Genomic DNA, 310 nt, shown 5'->3' with positions numbered 1-310 from the left:
CTTGGCCAAGGCCCGCACTTCGTCGGCCACCACGGCAAAACCGCGCCCCTGCTCACCGGCCCGGGCGGCTTCGATGGCGGCGTTCAGCGCCAGCAGGTTGGTTTGCTCGGCCACGCTCTTGATCACTTCCAGCACATCGCCAATGGTATGGATTTCGGCACTGAGGCTGTCGATGCCGGCACTGGCGGTTTCCGCCGCGGCGGCCAGCTGTTCGATGCGCTGCATGCTCTGGCGCACCACCTGCTGGCCCGAGCCGACCTTGGCGTCTGCCGACTCGGCCGCTTGGGCTGCTTCTTCGGCGTTGCGCGCC

1 protein-coding gene is annotated in these 310 nt (G+C 68.1%); it reads right to left on the bottom strand.

Annotated features, from left to right (window positions below):
* The coding region (locus tag QWI17_RS16525; protein WP_302723631.1) for a methyl-accepting chemotaxis protein at positions 1-310 on the bottom strand (310 nt) is incomplete at both ends.

The sequence above is a fragment of the Gilvimarinus gilvus genome, from assembly GCF_030518155.1.
GTDB classification, from domain to species: Bacteria; Pseudomonadota; Gammaproteobacteria; order Pseudomonadales; family Cellvibrionaceae; genus Gilvimarinus; species Gilvimarinus gilvus.
The sequence above is the reverse complement of the archived record's forward strand: the minus strand, read 5'-3'. Positions and strand labels throughout refer to the sequence as shown.